Here is a 22,171-nt window from a genome sequence, read left to right on the forward strand (position 1 = left end):
ATAATAAAACACTCAAGAACACTGCACGGGGGTGCAATGCCTCAAGCAAATGTTATGTATTCACCAAATAAAAATATTCGGTATCAACAAACTTGGCACACTATTGAGTTCTCAAACAACAAACACTTACCGGTTCTTTACCCACCATTCCAGGCGGTAATTTCGTCCAGCGCTATATTCATATTCTATAACTTCGAATTCCTGAAAGTCAAATCCATTGTTTGTGATTTGAACCGGTATTCTCAGTTCCCATTCTTTTCAATTGTTGTCCACAAGACTGTGGAAAAACCTTGATTTTCTGGGGTTCTGCCGCCGTTTCACATCCGGTTATTTCTTCCGTTTTGTTCTCGGCGACAAGGAAAAACTATACACAGGTTTTGGGGGTCCTGCAAATCGGGTGGGTGGTTTTTGACGGTGACCGTGCACACTTAATTCCGGAGCGCCGGTTAAAGCCCGGGTTCATGCGGTTCGGTGCTCGCAAAAATCTGTAAAACGCATAAAAATTCGTCTTAAAAGCCGGTAGCCGACCACCTCAGTGGCCGGCTACCGCGATTCAGCTAGTCCTCGACGATCTCTGCGTCAATGACTCTAGGATCATCCAGGGGCAGAGAGCTTGGCGCCACCGTGGGAATGCCGGCGAAGGCCACTGCCGCATTCTCGATCACGCGCTTGGCCATATATCGATTGCCTACGCCACCGATGGCCGCGCCGACCCCAAACGGAACCAAACGGCCGATGGTGCTAGCCGCTTGGGTGCCAATGATCTTGCGCAGGAACTTCTTCTGCATGGTGCGCTGCATTGCAGAGTAGATGCTCGTGGACTTGCTGGCACCGAATGACTTGGCCCATCCCTGGATTGGACCCCCACCGCGACCTGCGGCCTGGGAAGTCAATCCGGCAATCATCGAGCTGCCCTCATCGCCCATCATGATGCCCATAACCAGGACTCGTGATCGATCCGGATCGTCGATGGCTATGCCGTGCAGCTCTGCCAGGCTTTGCGCATACAGCGCCGAGGCTTCCAGGAAGCCCAGGGTCGCAGCTATGGATAGGCCCAGGGCGATACCGGTACCAACAGCGGGAACGGCTGCGGTTCCACCCACGGCTGCACCGGAACCGGTAACTACGCGCAGGTAATCGCGCTCGACAATAGCTGCCAGCTGGGCAGTAGTAGCGTCAGGGTGCTTTTTGCGCAGCCTCTTGATGTAGGCAAGCACCAGCGGGCGCTGCACGCCGATGCCTTTCATGATGGCGTCCTGCACGCCGGAGCGCGGCTTTCCATCTTTGCCAATCAAAGTCATTGAAATCGGATCGTTTTTCATGATGGCTCCAGCTTAACCGCAAGACCCTGAGAGTTACCTTGGGCTTTGCGCTTTCAAGCAAGCGTCTTGAAAAATTCCTTGAAACTCCCCGACGCTGGTGCAAGAGTTGGCCTATGAAGAACGCTCAGGCCAAACGGTATAACCACGCCTTGAAAAGCGCCGGGATCTCGGAGCATCCGGTCGCGCTGCTCGATCTGGATGCCTTCGATTCCAACGTGATCGCCCTGCGCGAACGGGCCGGAGGTGTGCCGATTCGCATCGCGTCCAAATCCCTGCGTGTACGCAAGGCATTGGAACGGGTCCTGGATGAGCCCGGTTTCCGCGGCGTTCTCTGCTTCACCTTGGCCGAAGCATTATGGCTGGCCAGCCATGGCTTGAAGGACTTGGTGGTTGCCTACCCGCAAACCGATGCCGAAGCGATCAGCCGGTGGGCCGCCAGCGAACAGGCACGCGAAGAGGTAACGCTCATGGTGGATACCCAAGAGCAGTTGGATTTGATCGACAGGATCGCACCGGGGCACGGGCCGCTGAAGGTCGCCCTGGAACTGGATGCTGCCTATTACCCCAGCAGCAACCTCCGTATCGGCGCCGCGCGTTCCCCGCTGACCCGGCCGGAACAGGTCGCCGAACTGGCCGCCCAGGTGCACCGCCGGCGCAACTTCATCTTGGACGGGCTGATGTGCTACGAATCCCAAATCGCTTCGGTCCCCGATGGGGGTTTCAGCCCCAGGGCACTGATCGCCCGCAAGCTGCGCCAAGCCAGCGCCGCCGAATTGGCGGACCGCCGGGCCGAAACCGTGGAATTGGTACGGGAGCTCGGCGACCTGCGGTTTGTAAATGCCGGAGGTACCGGTTCGGTAGAAAGCACCATCCAAGAACCAGCGGTAACCGAAATCGCCGCGGGCTCAGGATTATTCGCGCCCGCGCTCTTCGATTCCTACCGCGCATTCCGCCCCACCCCTGCCCTGTACCTGGGATTCCCGGTAGTCCGCCGTCCCGATGAGCGAACGGTCACCATCCTTGGTGGCGGTTGGGCCGCATCGGGCCCAGCCGGCAAGGACCGCTTGCCCACCATCGAGCATCCCAAGAAGCTTCGCTACCTGGCCATGGAAGGAGCCGGCGAAGTGCAGACTCCGCTCACTGGCCCGTCGGCGCACCGCATTGCCATAGGCGATACCGTGTGGCTGCGCCATGCCAAGTCCGGCGAACCGGCCGAACGCGTTAATAAGGCGGCGGTGTACTCCAAGGGCAGGATCGTCGAACAATGGCCTACTTACCGTGGAGAAGGGAAAGCATTCCTGTGAGTACTTTCAGGAATTTCGCACGCACCGTGGTCTCCCACCCAGCAGCTGTCCATTCTCCGCGCAGCATCGCAGAATTAGCGCAGAGCCTGGAGCAGGCCGCCGACCAGCACCAGCCGGTGCGCACCGTCGGCGCAGGCCATTCCTTCACTCCGCTGGCAGATACCGACGGGATCTTGCTGAATCTGGATGGCTTTCGCGGCATCGAGGAAGTCGACGCTCGCACCCACGAGGTGACGTTCCGCGCCGGAACCCGGCTCTGGCAGATCCCCGCCCTGCTCAGGCCCTTCAACCTCGCGTTGGAGAATATGGGAGATATCGACAAGCAGTCGGTCGCTGGAGCAATCAGCACCGGCACCCACGGCACGGGCCTGGAATTCAGCGGATTCAGCGCAACGGTCACCGGAGTGCAGCTCATGCTGGCCGATGGGACCCATCTGCGCGCCAGCGCGCAGGAGAATAGCGAATTATTCGAGGCGGCCCGGCTTGGCCTGGGAGCACTGGGGGTACTCACCCACGTTCGGCTGCGGTGCGTTCCCTACTACATGATGCGTGCAGCCGAATCCATCGAACCCATCGGGCAGATCGCCGAAAGCTTTGTTGATCGTGCCCGGCAAGAAGACCATCTGGAATTCTTCTGGTTCCCGGGCACCAGCAAAGCCCAGGTGAAGATCAATACCCGGCTCGACGGCCAGGTCCCTGCCGATCAACCGCCTGCGGCGGCCCGCTGGCTGAACGATGAACTGCTCTCCAATGGCGCGTTGCAGCTGCTCAGCTCGCTGAGCGCAGCGGTCCCCCGGACCACTGCCAAATTGAATGAGGTGGCTTGCGCTGCCCTGCCGGAGCGCAGCAGCATCGCGCCATGGAATGAAGCTTTCACCAGTGCGCGACGGGTGCGCTTCACCGAGATGGAGTATGCGCTGCCGCTAGCTGGCTTCGATGAAGCTTTCGCGAAGGTGCGAGCGTATTTCAGGCGTTCGGGAATTGGAGTTTCTTTCCCTGTCGAGGTGCGTACCGCGGCCGGGGACTCCACCTGGTTGGGTACCGCCAGCGGCAGGCAGACAGCATACATTGCCGTGCACCGCTACATTCGGGATAAGGCTCCGGGATACTTCCCGGCCATGGAAGAGATCTTCCGTTCTTTGGGCGGCCGGCCGCATTGGGGCAAGGAACATAGCCTGCAAGCAGCGGATTTGGCGCAGCTCTACCCGAAATTCAGCGATTTCACGAGGGTGCGCCAAACTGCCGATCCGGAGGGACGATTCCTCAATCCTTATCTGCGGGGTTTGCTCGGCATCTAGAACTGGACATCGGTCCAGATCAGCGGGCTTGATGCTTTCACCAAGTCCGGAACCGTTCCGGGCAGGGGCTGGGGACTGCTTGGCGGATGCTCCTGGATGCGGCCCTGGCCCAATACCTGCCAAGTTGCGCTGGGGACCAGGTAGCTGCCGGAATCATTCAAAGCATTCGCGCGCTTGAGCCCCTGGAGGAATGGTTCAACGCGATCTGCCGCGTTCTCCTGCAAGCCAAGTGCGCCGGCGATGACATAGCGGTCTTCGCCGACTCCTTCTGCTTGCTCGCCCTCATCGGTGCGAACGTAGTCCTCTCCGGCCAGGTAGCCGGTGAGAACCTTCAGCTCATCAGCCTGGCGTGCCTTGGCGAATTCCTGGTCCTGCGCATCTGGCTGGGTTTGGGTCGCAAGAATATGCACCGGCTCGCCACGGTATTGGATGGGAATGTCCCACAGCCCGGTGCTCATCACCGGAATGGAGGCGGCCAGCACACCAGAGAAGTCGGTGTGGTGCATCATGTCGTTGGCAACGTCCTGCCACTTGAGCTGGGAAACGCTGGTGACCTGGTCTTGTGCAATCGGGTACTTCGATAGCACGACAATCGAACCCTGCTCGGCGAATGCAGCCTGGCCCCACGCATCCTCGGCGCCGCCGATGACGCCATCAGCGTTCAGATCGGCACCGCTTTGCAGGCCCTTGGAGCCCACGGCCAGGTAGGAATACCCGTATTCCACATCGGCGCGGGCATCGTCGGGATTGTTCAGATACTGGTCGTTCAGTGCATCAACCGCGTCCTGGGTGGCGTCCATATCTGTCAGCACCACCACGTCCGCATTGGCGCTGCTGATCTTGTCTGCAACCTGCGCCGCCTGGCGGTCGGATCCGCGCATCAGGTTCGCGGGCAGCTCCTGGGGAGTTTCGCCGCTGAGATTTGCCTGGATGGTTGCCACGCGAAGCGAGGTCTCGGAAAGCTGCGCTGCGCTGGCACCCGCCGAGTCGCCAGGTCCAGTGGGTGCAGCAAAAGCGCCGGTTGCGGGGAACATCAACAGTGCCCCTAGACCCAGACTTGCTGTTCCGACTAATAACTTGCGCACTCAACCACCCTACGACGTTCGGCTACCGCTTGCCACCACCTTTACCGGATTGTAATGCCGCAGCCGCGGCGGCCTTCTTGTTCGCGGAAAGGACCTCGTCCATATAAGGAGCACGCACATGCATCGAGACACGGGCATCCACCAGGCACACGCCCCGGGCTCCGGCATCCACCCACTGCTGGACCCCGGCGAGGTCTTCGAGCGTGTCAACGCGGATTCCGGTGGCTCCCATGGCCTTGGCGATACCGGCGAAATCCACGGTCGGGATCAGCATCGGGTCTTCGTGCAGGCCGACGGATCCGTACTGGTGGATTTCCGCTCCGTACGCGGAGTCGTTGTAGATGACGATTACGCCACTTTCCACGGTGCGAACGATCGATTCGAGGTCCGCCAGGCCCATCAGGAAGCCGCCATCGCCGGCGGCCAGCACGACCGTGCGCCCCTGCGCCGCCGGGCCTGCGCCCACCATGGAAGCGATGCCCAGGCCGATGGACTGGTACGCGGTGCCCACGCAGCTCAAGGAGCGTGCACCGGTGGTCGACCAGTACATGGGCCCCCAGCCGATGAAGTGGCCGCCGTCTTGCACCAGCACGCGATTGGCCGGCAGGATCTTCTCCAGTTCGCTGGCCACGCGGCGCGGATCAAGCTGCCCGTCGGCGGCCAGGTCGTCACCGGCCGGACGGGTGCGCAGATTGGACAGGTCCAGGCTTGAACGCCATCCGCCCTGCGCCTGCTCCACCGCACCGAGCAGGTCCGCGGCGGCCAGGGTCGCATCGGCGGTGGCGAAATAGTCCACGCGCGGGTTGGTGGCGGCGCACCCCAGGTCGATCTGGATCAAGCTGGCATCCTGCGCGACCAGATCGCCAAAACGCATGGTGAACTGGTTCAACGAGGCGCCGAGCACCAATACCGTATCGGCCTGCGCGATGATCCGGGCGTTGGCCTCGGTGGAGAAGCCTCCGGTGATGCCCAAATCGAACTCGTAGTCCAGCAGGTCGCGGGCCAGCAGGGTACCCGAGGTGGTGGCGTCCAGCTTCTGCGCCAGCGACTGGACCTGCGCCGCGGCATCGATCGCGCCGCGGCCATAGAGGATGTGGGTGCGCTGCGAGGCGTTGAGCTTTCCAGCGATCTGCTCCAGCTGGGTGGAGTTCAGCTGCGGTGCCGGAGGGGTGCTGCGCAGGGAGGCGAAATCAGGCAGCTGCTCTTCGAGCGAATCCACCGCGGCCAAATCATAAGGGATCGCCAAAACAACCGGCATCCGTTCGCGCAACGCCAGGGCGGCCGCCTCCAGAGCGATGGCACCCGGGTTGTTGCGGTCAACGACGTAGCGCGGCGCTCGCACTGCTGTGTCGATCGCGGCCTGGTCGACGTCCCATCCACGCAGGCCGGAAGTTGGCGCGTCGCCGGTGACGAACAGCAGCGGGGTCCGGGCCGCGGCGGCTTCAGCCAGTGCGGTGATGGTGTTGGTGTAGCCGGCACCGTAAGTGGTGGAGGCGATGGCCAGCTTATTGGAGATGCGGAAGTAGGCGTCGGCGGCCGAAACGGCGGCCGATTCGTGGCGCACGGCGGTGTAGTCGAAGCCTGCACGCACTGCGGCGTCGAGGAAGTGGGCATTGCCGTTGCCCATCAATCCGAAGATCCGCGGGGCCAGCGGCTTGAGGGCGTGGGCAATGGCAGCTGAAACGCTAGACATTATGGACTCTTTTCAAGAAATCGTGCTGAAGAAATTCCATATATGTCTGCCGTTACCGGTTGCTGGACCGCAACGGGTATCGCCCCTTTTGAGAGCGCCGGAACCTGGCGGGGCCATGTTCCTGACTCACTGATGATAAGGCAGGAACCGCGCCTGGCGCTAGGCCGCTAGTGCGCCTTCCCATTAACACTTCCCCGGGGGCGATCTCGCAGCGTTCCGAGCGATGCGCCCACGCACCTCGGTCCTGCCCCCGCGCTTGGCTGCACCGGACGCCGAATGGCGCCACCGTGGCCTGCGCGCCGTGCACGGGGCCAAAAGTTTCACCCGGGCTCGGTGTTCGAAGTCGAAGTGTCATCCGAAAGTACCATGTACAGCAATTTTCAGATTCGATACTATCGAAATAACACTTAGTTGACTTGATCTTTATATGACAACTATCGGACATTATAGAGAAGGAACGCATGCTGAAGTTCTTGGGAATCACCTCTGAAGCACCTGCCGACGGATCAATCCCCGCGTGGCAGGGCGTCTCCAAGAAACACCGGGGCATCGCATTCGCCATTTCGCTTGCGCTGGGATTGGCCACGTTCCTGGTAACCCGCTGGCTGCTTTCCGACCTGCCGCCAGAAGGCTACTTGCCGCTCGTTCCCTGGAACGCGGCCGCCGCCATTCTGCTCATCAGCACGCTGGTGGCCGAGCGCGGATTGATCCGCAACGCGCCCGCCGAAACCTACGAAATCTAGGCGTCAGAACTGGGGGCGGTACGGAAAGCCGCACTCGCCCCCAACTTCGCGGAACTTCGCTGCTGCTCATCAAGCGCGGCGAACGGCGAATTCAGCAGCGCGACGGGCATTAAGCGCCCGGTGCGATCCGCCAGCCATTCGTCATGGACGAGGCCAGCGACCTGCCCGGCTACGGCGAAACTGCCGATGGAGCGCTCTTCGACTACGGCTTCGGGCTCAGCTACCAGGGCAAGTAGTTAAAGGGGCGGGACCCGGCATGCCTGTGGCTGCCGGGTCCCGCCCGCTTGCTGCGTGCTGCGCGCAGCTACTTTTCGTTTCCGTGGCTGGCCGCGTAGTCCTGCGCGCTCATCTGGCCCAGGCGCGAACGGCGCCGGCCGTAGCCAAGGTAGAGCGCTGCGCCGACGATCATCCAGATGATGAACACCAGCCAGGTATGCCAACCGAGCTGGCTCATCAGGAACAGGCAAGCGAAGATGCCCAGGATCGGGGTGAGCGGGTACAGCGGCACGCGGAAGGTGCGCTCGGCCTTGGGCTGGGTTCTGCGCAGGTAGATCACCGAAGCGCCCACCAGCGCGAAGGCGAACAGCGTGCCGATGCTGGTGGCGTCGGCCAGTGCGCCCAGCGGGATGAACCCGGCCGTGACCGCCACCAGGATGCCGGTGATCCAGGTGCCGGCGACCGGGGTGCCGGTGCGGGCCGAGACCTTGCCGAACACCGCGGGCACCAGCCCGTCGCGCGACATGGCCAGCAGGATGCGGGTCTGGCCGTAGAGCACGGTGAGCACTACCGAGGCGATGGCCAGCACGGCGGCGACCGCGAAGACCAGCACGAAGGCCGGCTGCCCGGTCAGTTCGCCGATGATCTGCACCAGCGGCGCCTGTGCGCCTTCGAACCAGTTCCATTCGCGCGCGCCGATCGCCGAAACGGCCACCAGCACGTAGCTGATGGTCACGATCAGCATGGAGAGCATGATCGCCCGGGGCAGGTCGCGCTTCGGGTTCTTGGCTTCCTCGCCGGCCGTCGAGGCGGCGTCGAAGCCGATATAGGAGAAGAACACGCTCGATGCCGCCGCGGTCACGCCGGCGGCGCCCATTGGCAGCAGCGGCTCGAAGTTGCCCGCATTGAAGGCGCTGAAGGCGACGGCCGAGAAGAAGAGCAGGATGCCGGCCTTGATGGCCACGACGATCGAGTTCACGATGGCCGACTCGCGCGCCCCGCGCGCCAGCAGCAAGGTGGCCAGTGCGACGACGATCAGCGCCGGCAGGTTCACCACTCCGCCGTCGGCCGGGCCGCCAGCCAGCAGCTCGGGCAGTTCCATGCCGAAGGTGCGCAACGTTTCGTTCACGTACTGGCCCGAACCCACGGCCACCGCAGCCACCGACACCGCGTATTCGAGCACCAGGCACCAGCCGCAGATCCAGGCGATGCCTTCGCCCATGGTGGCATAGGAATAGGAATAGCTGGAGCCGGAAACCGGAACCATACCGGCCATTTCGGCGTAGGACACCGCCGAAAGCAGCGCGGTAATGCCCGCGATCACGAACGAGATCCAGATGGCCGGACCGGCGATCGGCACGGTATCGCCGAGGATCACCAGGATGCCGGTGCCCATGGTGGCGCCGACGCTGATCATGGTCAGCTGCCACATGCCCAAGGTGCGGCGCAGCTGGCCTGCCCCTGCATTGGTTTCCGCTTCGGCGATCATATTCGTGATCGACTTGCGGCGGCGCAGCTGCGCGCCCAGCAGGGTGGCCGGACTGGAGCTCACGGACGGTTTGCGGTTCATCGCGGATCCTCAAGGGGAATGGTGGTGCTGCCTCGCCCCTGCCGAGGATGCGGCCGGGCGCTGCGCGTGGAAGTTCTGAACTGGAATATCATGTCATAATCCAGCTGGCCCCGACTTTTCAGGAATCCGGCGGGTTCGCACTAATTCCCGCTTCTTCTTGGGCATTAGCCGTATTTGCGCATCGCTCGGCAGTCAGCTTTTGAGATGGATTTCATGATCAGGAATGCATATTTATGCATTTCATTCCGCTTCGCGCGCTCTCGCCTATCGAAAACCCCTGAAGTTTTCCACACTATTAGAAGACATGTTCGAGTAAGCGAAGTATAATTAGAACATGTCCGAAGCAAAGGCGCACGGAAACAGCCTCACCCCACCAGCACCCCCCGAGGAATTCGACCTCCACGTCCAAACCGTGCAAAACGACCTCTCCGCCCTCGAAGAACACGGCAGCAAAGCCGACTGCGCCCACGGCATCGAACTGCTGGAAGCCCTCATCTCCGCAGCACGCTGCAAACAAGCCGGCCTCGCCCACCAAATCGAAAAAGAATACGTCCGCGACCACGAAGAACGCGGCATCCACCTCGATGACCAAACCCGCGGCGCAGCCGCCTGCGTCGCCCTGGCCCGCAAGCAATCACCCCACGGCATGCGCAACTACCTGGTCAATTGCCGCATCCTCTTCGAAGACACCCCGAACCTCGCCGCCGCCTGCTCCCGCGGAGAATTCACCGAAGCCCAAACCCAAGCCATCCTCACCCCGCTCCAAGACCTCAAACCCCAGCGCCGCACCGAATTCGACCAGCTCTACGCCCAGAACCCGCACATGTTCGAATCCATGGGCACCACCCAAATCAGGGAAACGGTCCGCAAATTCGCCCTGGCCTACATCTCCGACCCCGACTCCATCAAGCAGAAAACCGTCGAAGAGCAACGCAACCTCACCCTGAAAATCGACGACCAGCACGGCCGCATCATCATCCACGGCGAATACCCCCTGCTGCAGGGCATGTGCCTCAAACGCTACCTCGACGAAGAATCCAAAACCCTGCGCAAAAAAGGCGACCCGCGCACCCGCACCCAGATCCGCGCCGACCTGCTCTTCAGCTACATGATGGTCGGCGAACCCTCCAAAATGCCCATCGCCCTGCAAGTCGCGGTAGTCATGACCGACCGGGCCCTGTTCGCCGGCGAACGCGAACCAGCCTACCTGGAAGGCTACGGCTTCATCCCCGCCCAGAGCGTGCGCGAATGGATCAGCGGGCACCAGATCCCCAACAGCCTGACCTTCGACCAAATGGACGCCAAACCCACTACGGAACTGATCGAACAGCTCGACGTGCGCACCGAACTCGCCCGCCTCTACACTGCACCCGGCGACCAGGACCTGATCGCCATGGACTCCAAAGCCCGGATCTTCCCGGAAAAGCTCAAGAAGTTCATCGCGATCCGCGACCGGCACTGCCGCACCCCGTTCTGCGACGGCATCGTGGAGGAAATAGACCACGTCAAGCAATACGCCCGCGGTGGCAAGAGCACCGTCTTCAACGGCGATGGCCGATGCGCTAGTTGCAACAAGGCCAAGGAAGCCGCCGGCTGGTACGAATACACGACCTACGGCAACGGCCACACCATCATGATCTGTCCCGGCTCGGCGATGTCCTACAAGTCCACCGCGCCGCCAGCCACGGGATACGCGCACAAGCCGTTCCCGCAATTGAGACGCGACTCGAAATGGATACAGCAGCTCAAGGAACGGCTGAAGCCCAAGGATGGCCCCGAAGACCTCGCAGCCTGACTCCCGGCAAGCAACCATTGCGCGTACCCATGGCTTAATGCCGCTCGACGCCACCGGCTTTGCGCAGCATCCTGCGACAAAGCCGCCTGGAAACTACTTTCCAAGCGGCTTTGCTCCGGCCTCTACTTGCTGGCGGCGTCTGCCAGCAGTTCAACGATGTGGCGGTATTCCTTGCCCGTCGCACGGGTCATGCCCAGTTCACAGGTGCGGTTGCACGAAGCGTGTTCCTGCGCATCCAGTTCACGAACCTCGGCAGCTTCGCGAGCGGTAGCCGACTCGGTCAGCTCCGGATGCAGCATGCCGCGGTCACCGGCAAAACCACAGCAGCCCCAGTTCACCGGGGTGTTCACGGTATCTGCCACAGCCTCTGCGATCTTCTGCATGTCCGAGTTCAGGCCCATCTGCGTGGACGAGCAGGTTGGGTGCAAGGTGACCGAGGAGATCTTCTCGAGCGCTGGCAGCTTCTCCAGCAAGCGCTGCGAAGTGAACGCCAGCAGGTCAACCACTTCGTAGCCATGCTCGGCCAGGGTATGCGCAAAGCCTTCGGTGCAGCTGGAGGCATCGGAGATGATCGGCAGGGCCTTGCCCGGCATGGCCGCACGGACTTCTTCCAGCACGCGCTGGCCCATGACCTCATGGCCCTGTTCGTAGCCCTTGGAAGTCCACGGGGTACCGCAACAGGTGGATTCAATGCCCTCGGGGACGTAAACCGAGACGCCAGCAGCGTGCAGCAGCTTGGTGAACGCCGGGGCAACTCCTTCCCCGTCTCCTGCAGGGCCGAACATCGAATTCACGCAGGCTGGCAGGTAGATGGCCAGCGGATCGGTGCCAGCTGCACCCAAGTTGCCGGCCATGGGCTTGCGCGCCTTGCCACCGCCGGGCAGGTCGGCATCGTAACGTGGCATGGTGTCGGTGCTGACCACCTTGCGCGCAGCATCGGTGGCACCGCGGACCAGCGAAGCAGGGAATTTATCGGCGATGCTCAGGGCCAGCGAACCAGCGCGCGTGGCAGGTCCCCATCCCTTGGCCGCGGCCTTGAAGCCGGCTTCCAGGACCGGGTGCGCGTCTTCGCGGCGCAGGCGCTTGACCAGCAGGCCGGTGTTGATGCCCACCGGGCAGGCGGTGACGCACATGCCGTCCACGGCACAGGTCTGCACGCCGTTGTATTCGTAGTCGCGCTCCAATTCGGCCGCCAGCTCGGCGTTGCCCTCGGCCTCGGCCTTGGCGATGGCCCGGCGCACGACGATGCGCTGGCGCGGGGTCAGGGTCAGGTCCTTGGACGGGCAGACCGGCTCGCAATAGCCGCATTCCACGCAGTGGTCGGCCTCGACCTCGATGGTCTCGTTGAGCTTGATGTTGCGGATGTGCGCGGCGTGGTCTTCGTCGATGATCACCCCGGGGTTCATCATCAGGCGCGGGTCGCAGGCGGCTTTCAGCTCCAGGTGCACCTCGTAGAGCTCATCGCCGTACTGCGCGCGCACGAATGGCGCCATGGCGCGGCCGGTGCCGTGCTCCGCCTTGAGGTTGCCGTCCTTGTCCAGAATCAGCTGGACCATCTTGTCGTTGAAGGAGTTGTAGCGGTTCAACGCAGCATCGCCTTCGAAACGGTCGGTGAGCATGAAGTGGATGTTGCCGTCCTTGGCGTGGCCGAAGATCACCGAATCCGCGTAGCCGTACTCGGTGAACAGCTCCTGCAGGCTGTCGCAGGTTTCGGCCAGGGACTCTACCGGGACCACGACGTCCTCGAGCAGCGCGGTCGTGCCTGTGGCGCGGGCACCGGCCACCGAAGCATACAGGCCCTTGCGGAACTTCCACGCGGCCTGGCGGTTCTTCGCATCTGGGGACAGCACCGCTGGGGCGCGCAATGCCGATGCGTCGAGCAGCGACTGGCCGGCGGAGCGCAGCCCGGCCAGTTCCTCTTCGGTGTCCGCATGGTATTCGACCAGCAAGGCGGCCTGCTGGTCGACGTCGAAGCCCATGATGGCATCCGGCACGCCGGGCAGCGACTGGCCCACGCGCAGCGAGGTGGAATCCATCAGCTCCAGGGTGGCCGCGCCGGAATCCACGAGTTCAGGCAGCGCCCGGGTGGCCAGATCCAGGTTATCGAAGACGGCCAAGGTGGCGATGGCCAGCTTGCGGATCGGCACGGTGCGGAAGACGGCCTCGGCGACGAAAGCCAGGGTGCCCTCGGAGCCGATGATCAGGTGGGCCATCAGCTCTGCCGGGGTGTCGTAGTCCAGGAAGGCATTGATGCCGTAGCCCATGGTGTTCTTCAGCGCGAAGTGCTTCTCGATCTTGGCGACCGAGGCCGGGTTGCTGCGCACGCGCTGGCCCAGCTTGTCCAGCGTGGCGACCAGTTGCGGTTCAGCGGCGGCCAGCTTGCGGTCGGCCTGCGGATCCGCGGTGTCGATCATGGTGCCCGAGGGGAGCACGAAAGTCATGGATTCCAGGGTGCGGTAGGTGTTGAACTCGGTGCCGCAGGCCATCCCCGAGGAGTTGTTCGCGATCACGCCTCCGATGGTGCAGGCCGCCTCGCTGGCCGGATCCGGCCCCAGCTTGCTGCCGTAGACGGCCAGGCGCGCGTTGACCTGGCGGACGGTGGCACCGGGCTGCACGCGCACGCGCGCTCCGTTATCGAGCACGGTGATGCCGCGGAAGTTGCGGCGCACATCAATCATCAATCCGTCGCCGCTGGCTTGCCCGGCCAGCGAGGTGCCTCCCGAACGCAGGGTGACCGGCTGGTTGCCGCGCGCGGCCGCAGCCAGCAGCGCGGAGACTTCCGCGGCGTCCTTGGCCAGCACGACAGCTTGCGGCGTGTACAGGTAGTGCGAGGCATCCGAGGCGTAGGCAACGCGGTCGATGGATCGGGTCTTGACGCGATCCTGGTCGCCGACCAGATCGAGGATGCCGGATGAAACCGTCGTTTCTCCGAGTGCTGGCGTGCTCAATGCCATGGTGCGCTCCTGTGCAGTTGGCAAGCGGCGCTTGCCGAATACGAAAATTGTCTTACAAGTACACAAGCCATAGTAGTACTATTCATGGGATACTTGTTAGGTAAATTTTCCGCGGCTCGAAAGGACCCTGATGGCGGCCCGTTTAGGTGTGGTTTCCGTGGTCCAGGCCGTCGTCAAGTCACTGCGTGCCCGGATTTTCAGCGGGGAACTGTCCCCCGGCACCCCGCTGGGCGAAGTGGACGTCGCCGCGCACTATGAAGTGGCCCGGCCGACCGCCAAGGCCGCGCTGGAGAACCTCGTTGCCAGCGGCCTGCTGACGCGCAACGCGCATCAGAGCGCGAAAGTCACGCTGCTCTCATCCGCCGACGCCCGCGACATCTACCGCACCCGCGCCATTATCGAAGCAGATGCCGTGCGGCTGCTGGCCAGCACCGGACAGGTCCCGGAAGCTGCACGCGAGGCCAATGCCGAAATCACCGCACTGCGCGATGCTTCCCCGATCCAGATCGTCGATCCGGATGTCCGCTTCCACTCCGCACTGGTCCAGGCCCTGGATTCGACCCGTACCAGCGCAATCTACGGCCAGCTCAGCGATGAGATCCGCCTGTGCATGACCCACGTCCAGGATGCAACGCTGCTGAACACCGCGGATATCGCCAGCGAACATGAACGCCTGCTCGAATGCATCGCCGCCGGCGATGCCCAGGGCGCGGCAGAGGTTTTGGCCCAGCACCTCTCCCGCGCGAGCACCCGATTGGCCGAGCACCTCGACAGCCTTTCCCAAGGTAGGCGAAGATAGGAGCATGGGCATTTTCGCAAGCAGGAAAAGCATTGAGCAGGACTTCGCGCGCATGACACAGCGCCTGGATGCGGTAGCTGCCTTCCAGGCCGAGGGGCTCAGCGCGAAAGCGCGCGTCCTGGCCACGGGCCTGCGCAAGATTGTTCCCGAGGCCGGGTTCGAGCTGGCTGCCAAGGATGCCACCGCATGGATCCACGCGCACGAGGCCCTGCGCCTGCTGGAAGGCACCATCTCGATCCTCGAGGGCTGGAACGGTTCACCCGACGAGGTCTTCATCTCCAGGGCGGCGAGCGCATCGCCCGATTCCCCGGCTGGCGAGGCGATGTCCGATGTCCCAGCCGATCACCTGGGTATTCTGCGCCCCGCAGACGACGGCACCCTGCAGCTATTGGCAACCTTGGACCCCGCGGAGCAGCTGCGGCTAACCGGCTGGCTGCGCACTTTCACCCGGGCATAAAAACACCTTTCCCGCCTAGCGGCATTGCAGGCCTCCGCGCATACCCCCACCCGTATTTTTGACATACCCCCGGGGGTATAGACTAGGCTGGTTGAACGCCTCGGCGGTGAAGGCCTCAGCTGATCCACCACCTCGACAAGGAGAGAATGATGCGTACTGCTGACGAAGCGACCCGCAAGCGGATCCTCAACCGCCTCAAGCGTGCCCGAGGCCAGCTTGATGCGGTGATCAACGCCGTGGAAACCGATGGTTCGTGCAAAGAGGTAGTCACTCAGCTGGCCGCCGTCTCCACCGCGCTGGACCGCGCCGGATTCGCCATTGTCTCCACCGCGATGCAGTACTGCATCGCCGATCCCGAGAAGGCTTCCGAGGAAGAAGACGGCCTGAGCGTCGAAGAACTCGAAAAGCTCTTCCTCTCCCTGTCCTGATTACTGACGAAAAGGAAAAAATTATGTGCCGCCAGGTTCAATGCAAGATCTGCCAGAAGACCACGTGGGCTGGCTGCGGCCAGCACGTTGAAGCAACTATGCGCAATGTCCCCAATAAGGACCGCTGCCAGGGCCACGAAGCCGAACCGAAGAAGGGCTTCTTCAAGCGCCTGTTCGGCTAGACCGGGGTCATAGAGGGTCAAGGGTTTCACTGCCCCGGGATTCGTTGGCATAATCCGAAGTATTTAGCCCATCCGCGGCTGAGCAAACTTCACTCCCCCAAGGAAACGGCAGGCATGACTTCAAAGATCCGCATCGGTATTGCTGGCTATGGGAATCTGGGACGCGGCGTCCAAGCCGCGATCGCCAAGAATCCCGATATGGAGCTGGTGGGCGTCTACACCCGCCGTGATCCGCAAGCCCTCCAGCTGGCTCAGCCGGCACCGCGCTTCGGCATCGATGAGCTGGAAAAGCACGCCGCGCAGATCGACGTATTGATCCTTTGCGGCGGCTCGAAATCGGACTTGCCGCAGCAGGGCCCGAAGTTCGCGGCGCTGTTCAACACCGTGGACAGCTTCGATACCCACGCCCGCATCCCCGAGTACTACGCGTCCATCGACGGCCCGGCGAAGGCAGCTGGCAAGACCGCGCTGCTCTCCGTGGGCTGGGATCCGGGCATGTTCTCGATCAACCGTGTCTTCGGGGAAGCCTTGCTGCCCGACGGCGAAACCTACACCTTCTGGGGCCGCGGGCTGAGCCAGGGGCATTCGGATGCGATCCGCCGCGTCCCGGGCGTCGCCGCCGGCGTGCAGTACACCATCCCGAGCCAGGAGGCTATCGACCGGGTCCGGGCCGGCGAGCGCCCTTCCTTGAGCACCCGCGAGAAGCACCAGCGCGAATGCTTTGTCGTGCTCGAAGACGGTGCCGATCCGGAGCCGGTGCGCGAAGCCATCGTGACCATGGAGCACTACTTCGACCAGTACGACACCACGGTGCAGTTCATCGACGAGCAGAGCTTGGCCGCCGAGCATTCGAGTATGCCGCATGGCGGTTTCGTGATCCGTTCGGGCAATACCAGCGACGAGCAGAAGCAGGTCATCGAGTATTCGCTGGCCCTTGGCTCCAACCCGGAATTCACTTCCAGCGTGCTGGTGGCTTACGCCCGGGCCGCCTTCCGCATGAACCAGCGCGGCATCACCGGTGCGCAGACCGTTTACGATGTGGCCCCGGGGCTGCTCTCGCCCAAGTCCCCCGCACAGTTGCGCGCGGAGCTGCTCTAGGATTCTGCCGGGCCAGCAGCTCACCCGCTGGCGAGCGCATCCTTCTCCCAGGCCTCCACTGGCCCCGGGACCTGCACGAACAGCGGATGCAGGGCCACCTGCCCTGCCGGTTCCAGGCGGGCGATGCGCGTGGGATCCCGGACGGAGAGCTTGCGCAGCAGGTGCTCGCGCTCGAAGTGCACCTGTCCCTGGGTGACCGGGATCTTTTCCAGCTGCGCGGCGGCTGCCGGGTGCAGGATTTTCGCGGCGTCGAAGCGATAGCCCCGGACAGCCGCTTCGTCCCACAAGCCCTGCAGGTAGCCGCCCATATGCACCAGCGGGGCGGGCTGCGCCTTGAACCGGAGAAGCTGCGGGTGCCCGGTATAGCCCTTGGTCTGGCCGGCGAGCACCTTCTGGGCCAGCAGTGTTTCACGCCAGCAGGCAACGAGCCCTTTGGCGTCGAGCAATGAGGGGTGCAGGGACCACAGTCGCATGGGCCAAGCCTAGTCGGGGTTCGGGCCAGCCGGGAACTCGATGATCTCGCTGCGGATCAAGAAGCGCTTGCCCTCCGGGGCTTCGACGGAGAAACCGGATCCCCGCCCGTTGACCACGTCCACGGTGAGCTTGGTGTGCTTCCAGTATTCGAATTGCTCCTTGGACATCCAGAAATCAATGTCGCCCAGGGCGGTGCCATCAGCGCCGTCCAGGGAAAGCACGCCGAGCCGGATGTCCGATCCCCCGGTGCGGAACTCGCCGGCCGGATAGCACATCGGCGAGGACCCGTCGCAGCATCCTCCGGACTGGTGGAACATCAGCGGGCCGTGGATCCCCCACAGCTTGCGCAGCAGATCCAGGGCTTCGGAGGTGAAGGCCACCCGCGAGAACTCTTCGCCCTCGATTGCGGCGCGTGTTTCGGTTACGGTGCTCATGTCCTGCTCCTGCCTCGTTGTCCACGTCCGGATTTATCTCGTTGCGGCCAGTGTCCTCTTTTTGGGCCGCACCGTCCATCGCTCGGCCAGGGCGGCCAAGGCACCGGTACCGGATGCCGCTTCGAAAAGCCGCATCCGGTTACCATGCCATCAACCGCTGCGGATCCGACTACGCCCTGCCGGCGTAGTCGATGACAACGCGCCCATCGATCTTGCCATGGCGCATTTCGTCGAATACGGCGTTGATGTCTTCCAGCGGGCGGGTATGGAAGGTCGGCTTGATCTTCCCTGCCGCATAGAATTCCAGCGCCTCGATCATGTCCTGCCGTGTTCCCACGATCGATCCGCGGATGGTCAGGCCCTTGAGCACGATGTCGAAAATGGGTGCGGGGAAATCACCGGCGGGCAGCCCGTTGAACACGATCGTTCCGCCGCGCCGGGTCATGCCGATCGCTTGCCCGAACGCCTTTGGATGCACCGCCGTGACGAGCACGCCGTGCGATCCGCCAACCTTCTGCTGGATGATCTCGGCCGGATCCTGGGCGAAGGCATTGACGGTGATTTCCGCTCCATGCTTCGAGGCCAGCGCCAGCTTGTCATCGGCCACGTCAATGGCGATCACCCGCATGCCCATGGCCACCGCATACTGCACCGCGATATGGCCCAGTCCGCCGATACCCGAAATAGCCACCCACTGGCCGGGCTTGACCTCAGTCATCTTCAGGCCCTTGTAGACAGTCACTCCCGCGCACAGCACCGGCGCGATTTCATGGGGATCCGAGCCCTCCGGGATGTGCGCGGCATAGCGGGAATCCACCAGCATGTACTGGCCGAAGGAACCGTCCACGGAATACCCGCCATTGGACTGGGCTTCGCACAGCGTCTCCCAGCCGGTGCGGCAGTACTGGCAGTGCCCGCAGGCGCTGGCCAGCCACGCGTTGCCGATCATGTCCCCGAGCGCGACCTCGGTGACTCCTTCGCCGAGCTTTTCCACGATGCCCACGCCTTCATGCCCGGGAATCAGCGGAAGCTTCGGCTTGACCGGCCAATCGCCCTCGGCGGCGTGCAGGTCGGTGTGGCAGACGCCCGAGGCGATCAGCTTCACCAGCACCTGGCCGGGGCCAGGCTCGGGGATCGCGGCGTCCTTCACCTGGAACTCTTCGCCGAAGCCTTCGACTATTGCAGCTTTCATCTTGCTCATGTACTTTGTCCTTTGCATGGCATTCGAAGGTGCGGGGTGCCGGCTGGCGTGCGGGGGATGAGGCCAATCGATCCCCGGACGCCGTCCCGGCTGGCCCCGCACCTTCGAGGTCTGTTGTCATCTCATGCTGCTCGTGGCAGCTACTGCTCCTAGAAGAAGCCCAGCTTGTCTTCCGAGTAGGAAACCAGCAGGTTCTTGGTCTGCTGGTAATGGTCCAGCATCATCAGGTGGTTCTCGCGGCCGATGCCCGAGGACTTGTATCCGCCGAAGGCCGAGTGCGCCGGGTAGGCGTGGTACTGGTTGACCCACACGCGTCCGGCCTGGATGGCGCGGCCGGCACGGTAGGCCACGTTGCCATTGCGGCTCCACACACCCGAACCCAAGCCGTACAGGGTGTCGTTGGCGATGGAGATCGCGTCGTCGTAGTCCTTGAACTTGGTCACCGCGACCACCGGCCCGAAGATCTCCTCCTGGAAGATGCGCATGTCATTGGTGCCTTCGAAGATGGTCGGCTGCACGTAGTAGCCGCCGGAGAGCTCTCCGCCCAGATCCGCCCGTCCCCCGCCGAGCAGCACCTTGGCGCCCTCGGACTTGCCGATGTCCATGTAGGAGAGGATCTTCTCCAGCTGGTCGTTGGATGCCTGGGCACCCATCATGGTGTCGGTATCCAGCGGGTGGCCCTGCTTGATGGCCTTGGTGCGGGCCACCACATCGCCCATGAAGCGGTCGTAGATGCTTTCCTGGATCAGCGCACGCGATGGGCAGGTGCAGACTTCGCCCTGGTTCAGCGCGAACAGCGTGAATCCTTCCTGCGCCTTGTCGTAGAAGGCGTCATCCTTGGCCGCGATGTCCTCGAAGAAGATGTTCGGGGACTTGCCGCCCAGTTCCAGGGTGACCGGGATCAGGTTTTCCGACGCGTACTGCATGATCAGCCGGCCGGTAGTGGTTTCGCCGGTGAAGGCGATCTTGCGGATGCGCTTGTTGGAGGCCAGCGGCTTGCCGCATTCCACGCCGAAGCCGTTGACCACGTTCAGCACGCCGGCTGGAAGCAGATCGCCGATCAGCTCCATGAGCACCAGGATGCTGGCGGGGGTCTGCTCGGCCGGCTTCAGCACGATCGCGTTGCCGGCAGCCAGAGCGGGGGCGAGCTTCCAAACGGCCATGAGCAGCGGGAAGTTCCACGGGATGATCTGCCCGACCACGCCCAGCGGCTCGTGGTAGTGGTACGCGGTGGTGTCCTCGTCGAGCTGGGAGAGGCTGCCTTCCTGGGCGCGGATGGCGCCGGCGAAGTAGCGGAAGTGGTCCACTGCCAGCGGGAGGTCGGCATTCAGGCACTCGCGGATCGCCTTGCCGTTATCCCAGGTCTCGGCCACGGAGAGCATTTCAAGGTTTTCCTCGATGCGGTCCGCGATCTTGTTCAGGATGACGGCGCGTTCGGCCGGGCTGGTCTTACCCCAGGCGCCAGCCGCCGCATGCGCCGCGTCCAGTGCTACTTCGACGTCCTCTGCGGTGGAACGGGCCACCTCGCAGAAGACCTTGCCGGTGACCGGGGTGATGTTCTCGAAGTACATGCCCTTGACCGGGGCTACCCATTCACCGCCGATGTAGTTCTCGTAGCGCGGCTTGAAATTGACCAGTGCTCCATCGGTATTCGGGTTTGCGTAAACCGCCATTGCTCCACGTCTCCTTTATCGGATGTCCTGGCCGCGACGGCATCATCGCGGAACCATGCTTGTGACTCTAGTCACATAAAGGTTGCAGGCAGGTTGCAACGGGTCCCAGATGACCGCAATGGCATGTTCGAGCCTGGCGGGAGGAACGGCAATGGCAAGGAACCTAGTTCTCGAGGGCCTGGACCTCGGCGACGACAAGTGAGCGCGCTGGCGATTGCGCAGGCAATTCGCGCAAGGCAGCTCGCAAGAGGCCAGGGTCAGCCAGCTGGCGGCCCAGGTTCAGCAGCTGATGCGCAGTTCCTCGATCCAGCACCATTTCACGCAGCGCGGCCTCGGTCCGGTACAGCAGCGAGACGATGCCTGGCGCCTGGGAGCGGGCCAGCAGGCCCGGGGAGTACAGCGGCAGGGCGGAATCGAGATCGCCCTGCTCCAGTGCACGCCATAGGCGGCCAAGGGTCGTATGCAGGTCCCACTGAAGGAGGTACGGGCGTGAAGTCAAGGCACGCCCGCCTGGGCCCGCGAGTACCTTGCGCAGCCTGACGATTTCGGCGCGGACCGTGCCCTCGGCCGCGGAATCGGGACGCTCGAACAGCTCTTCCACCAGCTGGGCAGTGCTCAGGCCTTCCCGGTAGTGCGCCAGAAGGGTCAATATTTCTGCATGGCGAAGGGAAATCGGCACTGATCCCAGATGGGCCCCATCAGAGCGCCCCAAGTCCAGGTAGTCGGGATCGGCCACGACTCCGGCACCCGGCAAGAGCAGCTGCGTTTCCGCAGCCATGACCGCCGCTTGCAGCAGCGGCAAGGAGTGCGTGGCAACGGCTTCCGGGCCACCGGTCAGGTCGATTGCGCCAATTACCTGACCAGTGCGCGGATCGCGGATCGGTACCGCCGAGCAGCTGTACTGCTGGGCTTGCTCATAGAGATGCTCAGCCCCCGAGACCTGCGAACCGGCCCCGGTTGCCAGCGCCATTCCCGGCGCGGATGTGCCAACACTCTTTTCTGCCCAGTCGGCACCTGCCATGAAGCCCACGTGCTCGGCTTGGCTCATCGAACTGGTGCTTCCCGCAACCCACAACAAGGTTCCGCCGGCATCCGCAAGGGCGACCAAGAGATTGGCGTCGGTTGCGGCGGGAACAAGGAGCTTTTCGAAAACAGGCCAAATCCGCTGGAGCTCGCTGCGCTCGCGGGCAAGGCGCAACCGGTCGTTGCTCAGAACCGGCGGTTCTTGAACCGAGCCTGTTTGGGCCAGCGACCGTTTCCAGGATTCGCGCACGTCATTGCGCAATGGGAGGTCGCCCAGTCCGGTTTCCTGCGAGGAGAGCAGCTCGCGGGCTTTTTGTGCGCGGCGAGTTGCGTTGGACCAGTCGATGGCAGATGTGCTCACGCTCCCCCTTCACCCCGTCGGAAAGATGGTTCTGTGCAGTTCCAACCAGACTAGGCGAAGA

Annotated in this window: 19 protein-coding genes; 9 read left to right on the forward strand and 10 right to left on the reverse strand. The window is 63.1% G+C overall.

Going from position 1 to position 22,171, the window contains the following annotated elements:
• Window positions 1–557 precede the first annotated feature (557 nt).
• Window positions 558–1,322, reverse strand: coding sequence for a hypothetical protein (locus AAZQ98_RS17300; protein ID WP_105658967.1), 765 nt, complete (start codon window positions 1,320–1,322; stop codon window positions 558–560).
• A gap of 113 nt (window positions 1,323–1,435) precedes the next feature.
• On the opposite strand from AAZQ98_RS17300, the gene AAZQ98_RS17305 reads away from it, so the two are divergent.
• Both AAZQ98_RS17305 and AAZQ98_RS17310 read left to right on the forward strand, forming a co-directional pair.
• Window positions 1,436–2,626, forward strand: coding sequence for an alanine racemase (locus AAZQ98_RS17305; RefSeq protein ID WP_434694068.1), 1,191 nt, complete (start codon window positions 1,436–1,438; stop codon window positions 2,624–2,626).
• Complete coding sequence (locus tag AAZQ98_RS17310) at window positions 2,623–3,924, forward strand: D-arabinono-1,4-lactone oxidase (protein WP_286134713.1); 1,302 nt, start codon at window positions 2,623–2,625, stop codon at window positions 3,922–3,924. Before AAZQ98_RS17305 ends, AAZQ98_RS17310 begins: the two co-directional genes overlap by 4 nt.
• On the opposite strand, the gene AAZQ98_RS17315 is transcribed toward AAZQ98_RS17310, so the two are convergent.
• The gene (locus tag AAZQ98_RS17315) at window positions 3,921–4,958 is read right to left on the reverse strand and encodes an endonuclease/exonuclease/phosphatase family protein (protein ID WP_400291582.1); all 1,038 of its coding nucleotides are present in this window, start codon (window positions 4,956–4,958) and stop codon (window positions 3,921–3,923) included. The genes AAZQ98_RS17310 and AAZQ98_RS17315 overlap by 4 nt on opposite strands.
• A gap of 73 nt (window positions 4,959–5,031) precedes the next feature.
• The gene (locus tag AAZQ98_RS17320) at window positions 5,032–6,702 is read right to left on the reverse strand and encodes a thiamine pyrophosphate-binding protein (protein ID WP_105662732.1); all 1,671 of its coding nucleotides are present in this window, start codon (window positions 6,700–6,702) and stop codon (window positions 5,032–5,034) included.
• Between the two features lie 461 nt (window positions 6,703–7,163).
• Here AAZQ98_RS17320 and AAZQ98_RS17325 point away from each other — a divergent pair, with 461 nt between their 5' ends.
• On the forward strand, window positions 7,164–7,445 hold the full coding sequence (locus AAZQ98_RS17325; protein WP_105662733.1) for a hypothetical protein: 282 nt from the start codon (window positions 7,164–7,166) through the stop codon (window positions 7,443–7,445).
• Between the two features lie 304 nt (window positions 7,446–7,749).
• Here the strand turns inward: AAZQ98_RS17325 and AAZQ98_RS17330 are convergent, their stop codons facing one another.
• Entirely contained in the window at window positions 7,750–9,231 is a 1,482-nt protein-coding gene (locus AAZQ98_RS17330; protein ID WP_434694073.1) for an amino acid permease, read from the reverse strand.
• Window positions 9,232–9,565: 334 nt separating this feature from the next.
• Between AAZQ98_RS17330 and AAZQ98_RS17335 the strand changes: the two genes are divergently transcribed.
• Window positions 9,566–11,026 (forward strand): HNH endonuclease, encoded by a 1,461-nt coding sequence (locus AAZQ98_RS17335; RefSeq protein WP_434694076.1) that lies wholly within the window; start codon window positions 9,566–9,568, stop codon window positions 11,024–11,026.
• A 122-nt stretch (window positions 11,027–11,148) separates the two neighbouring features.
• On the opposite strand, the gene AAZQ98_RS17340 is transcribed toward AAZQ98_RS17335, so the two are convergent.
• Complete coding sequence (locus AAZQ98_RS17340; protein ID WP_434694078.1) at window positions 11,149–13,980, reverse strand: FAD-binding and (Fe-S)-binding domain-containing protein; 2,832 nt, start codon at window positions 13,978–13,980, stop codon at window positions 11,149–11,151.
• 130 nt (window positions 13,981–14,110) lie between these two features.
• Here AAZQ98_RS17340 and AAZQ98_RS17345 point away from each other — a divergent pair, with 130 nt between their 5' ends.
• From AAZQ98_RS17345 to AAZQ98_RS17365, 5 genes are all read left to right on the forward strand, one after another.
• A complete protein-coding gene (locus AAZQ98_RS17345) occupies window positions 14,111–14,779 on the forward strand; it encodes a GntR family transcriptional regulator (protein WP_434694080.1) in 669 nt (222 codons plus the stop codon).
• 4 nt (window positions 14,780–14,783) lie between these two features.
• Window positions 14,784–15,236 (forward strand): hypothetical protein, encoded by a 453-nt coding sequence (locus AAZQ98_RS17350; protein WP_105658975.1) that lies wholly within the window; start codon window positions 14,784–14,786, stop codon window positions 15,234–15,236.
• A 149-nt stretch (window positions 15,237–15,385) separates the two neighbouring features.
• Entirely contained in the window at window positions 15,386–15,664 is a 279-nt protein-coding gene (locus AAZQ98_RS17355; protein ID WP_105658980.1) for a metal-sensitive transcriptional regulator, read from the forward strand.
• A 23-nt stretch (window positions 15,665–15,687) separates the two neighbouring features.
• Window positions 15,688–15,846, forward strand: coding sequence for a hypothetical protein (locus AAZQ98_RS17360; protein WP_166650877.1), 159 nt, complete (start codon window positions 15,688–15,690; stop codon window positions 15,844–15,846).
• A 114-nt stretch (window positions 15,847–15,960) separates the two neighbouring features.
• On the forward strand, window positions 15,961–16,944 hold the full coding sequence (locus AAZQ98_RS17365) for a diaminopimelate dehydrogenase (RefSeq protein WP_434694082.1): 984 nt from the start codon (window positions 15,961–15,963) through the stop codon (window positions 16,942–16,944).
• A gap of 20 nt (window positions 16,945–16,964) precedes the next feature.
• On the opposite strand, the gene AAZQ98_RS17370 is transcribed toward AAZQ98_RS17365, so the two are convergent.
• The 5 genes from AAZQ98_RS17370 to AAZQ98_RS17390 all read right to left on the reverse strand — a co-directional run bounded on the left by AAZQ98_RS17370 (window position 16,965) and on the right by AAZQ98_RS17390 (window position 22,110).
• Complete coding sequence (locus tag AAZQ98_RS17370; protein ID WP_434694084.1) at window positions 16,965–17,417, reverse strand: pyrimidine dimer DNA glycosylase/endonuclease V; 453 nt, start codon at window positions 17,415–17,417, stop codon at window positions 16,965–16,967.
• 9 nt (window positions 17,418–17,426) lie between these two features.
• Window positions 17,427–17,852, reverse strand: a complete 426-nt coding sequence (locus AAZQ98_RS17375) for a DUF779 domain-containing protein (protein ID WP_013347532.1) — start codon at window positions 17,850–17,852, stop codon at window positions 17,427–17,429.
• 169 nt (window positions 17,853–18,021) lie between these two features.
• The gene (gene adhP, locus AAZQ98_RS17380; RefSeq protein ID WP_434694087.1) at window positions 18,022–19,053 is read right to left on the reverse strand and encodes an alcohol dehydrogenase AdhP; all 1,032 of its coding nucleotides are present in this window, start codon (window positions 19,051–19,053) and stop codon (window positions 18,022–18,024) included.
• A 149-nt stretch (window positions 19,054–19,202) separates the two neighbouring features.
• Window positions 19,203–20,726 carry an aldehyde dehydrogenase gene (adh, locus tag AAZQ98_RS17385; protein ID WP_332727351.1) on the reverse strand — a complete coding sequence of 508 codons (1,524 nt, stop codon included), beginning with the start codon at window positions 20,724–20,726 and terminating at the stop codon, window positions 19,203–19,205.
• 163 nt (window positions 20,727–20,889) lie between these two features.
• Window positions 20,890–22,110 (reverse strand): GAF domain-containing protein, encoded by a 1,221-nt coding sequence (locus AAZQ98_RS17390; RefSeq protein WP_434694090.1) that lies wholly within the window; start codon window positions 22,108–22,110, stop codon window positions 20,890–20,892.
• Window positions 22,111–22,171: the final 61 nt, after the last annotated feature.

Source organism: Glutamicibacter sp. Je.9.36 (assembly GCF_051129975.1).
In the GTDB taxonomy this organism is placed as follows: Bacteria; Actinomycetota; Actinomycetes; order Actinomycetales; family Micrococcaceae; genus Glutamicibacter.

Coding starts and splice junctions, on each gene's coding strand:
- AAZQ98_RS17300 (WP_105658967.1), bottom strand. CDS start 1,322: ATGAAAAACGATCCGATTTCAATGACTTTGATTGGCAAAGATGGAAAG.
- AAZQ98_RS17305 (WP_434694068.1), top strand. CDS start 1,436: ATGAAGAACGCTCAGGCCAAACGGTATAACCACGCCTTGAAAAGCGCC.
- AAZQ98_RS17315 (WP_400291582.1), bottom strand. CDS start 4,958: ATGTTCCCCGCAACCGGCGCTTTTGCTGCACCCACTGGACCTGGCGAC.
- AAZQ98_RS17320 (WP_105662732.1), bottom strand. CDS start 6,702: ATGTCTAGCGTTTCAGCTGCCATTGCCCACGCCCTCAAGCCGCTGGCC.
- AAZQ98_RS17325 (WP_105662733.1), top strand. CDS start 7,164: ATGCTGAAGTTCTTGGGAATCACCTCTGAAGCACCTGCCGACGGATCA.
- AAZQ98_RS17330 (WP_434694073.1), bottom strand. CDS start 9,231: ATGAACCGCAAACCGTCCGTGAGCTCCAGTCCGGCCACCCTGCTGGGC.
- AAZQ98_RS17335 (WP_434694076.1), top strand. CDS start 9,566: ATGTCCGAAGCAAAGGCGCACGGAAACAGCCTCACCCCACCAGCACCC.
- AAZQ98_RS17340 (WP_434694078.1), bottom strand. CDS start 13,980: ATGGCATTGAGCACGCCAGCACTCGGAGAAACGACGGTTTCATCCGGC.
- AAZQ98_RS17345 (WP_434694080.1), top strand. CDS start 14,111: ATGGCGGCCCGTTTAGGTGTGGTTTCCGTGGTCCAGGCCGTCGTCAAG.
- AAZQ98_RS17350 (WP_105658975.1), top strand. CDS start 14,784: ATGGGCATTTTCGCAAGCAGGAAAAGCATTGAGCAGGACTTCGCGCGC.
- AAZQ98_RS17355 (WP_105658980.1), top strand. CDS start 15,386: ATGCGTACTGCTGACGAAGCGACCCGCAAGCGGATCCTCAACCGCCTC.
- AAZQ98_RS17360 (WP_166650877.1), top strand. CDS start 15,688: ATGTGCCGCCAGGTTCAATGCAAGATCTGCCAGAAGACCACGTGGGCT.
- AAZQ98_RS17365 (WP_434694082.1), top strand. CDS start 15,961: ATGACTTCAAAGATCCGCATCGGTATTGCTGGCTATGGGAATCTGGGA.
- AAZQ98_RS17370 (WP_434694084.1), bottom strand. CDS start 17,417: ATGCGACTGTGGTCCCTGCACCCCTCATTGCTCGACGCCAAAGGGCTC.
- AAZQ98_RS17375 (WP_013347532.1), bottom strand. CDS start 17,852: ATGAGCACCGTAACCGAAACACGCGCCGCAATCGAGGGCGAAGAGTTC.
- adhP (WP_434694087.1), bottom strand. CDS start 19,053: ATGAGCAAGATGAAAGCTGCAATAGTCGAAGGCTTCGGCGAAGAGTTC.
- adh (WP_332727351.1), bottom strand. CDS start 20,726: ATGGCGGTTTACGCAAACCCGAATACCGATGGAGCACTGGTCAATTTC.